At 39.3% G+C, this 614-nt stretch carries 1 pseudogene; it reads left to right on the top strand.

Annotated elements, in window-relative coordinates:
- Positions 1-56: 56 nt before the first annotated feature.
- Positions 57-614 (top strand): annotated as a pseudogene (locus J500_RS16815) (IS5-like element ISAha2 family transposase); the annotation flags it as partial.

The raw sequence follows: 614 nt of genomic DNA on the forward strand, positions 1-614 counted from the left end.
GGCTTTGTTGCACAAACCTAGAGCCTATAAGGTTTATTCAGTCCTATAATTTCAAAATGAATAAACCTACTCCTAAAACTTATCGTACAACCAACTGGTCTTCCTATAATCGCGCTCTCATTAATCGGGGCAACATTTCCATTTGGTTTGATCCAAACACTCAGTGGTATGCACAACCACAAAACAAGCAAGGTCGAAATCAAACTTACTCCGATACGGCTATTCAATGCTGTTTAATGATCAAATCTTTATTTAGACTCTCTTTACGCATGGTCACAGGTTTTGTTCAAAGTCTGATTAAACTTTGTGGATTAAATTGGACCGCACCAGATTACAGTACGCTTTGTCGAAGACAAAAACATATTGATATTGCGATTAGCTATCAAAAAAGTAGTGATGGGCTACATCTACTCGTCGACTCAACTGGCTTAAAGTTTCTAGGTGAAGGTGAGTGGAAACGTAAGAAACATGGACCTGAATATCGTCGCCAATGGCGTAAGCTTCATATTGGCATCGATGCTGAAACCTTGCAAATACGTGCAGTACAGCTTACTACAAATAATGTGAGCGATTCGCAAGTACTCGGTGATTTACTTGCTCAAATTCCCTTAGAT

The sequence above is a fragment of the Acinetobacter sp. 479375 genome, assembly GCF_000581715.1.
In the GTDB taxonomy this organism is placed as follows: Bacteria; Pseudomonadota; Gammaproteobacteria; order Pseudomonadales; family Moraxellaceae; genus Acinetobacter; species Acinetobacter ursingii.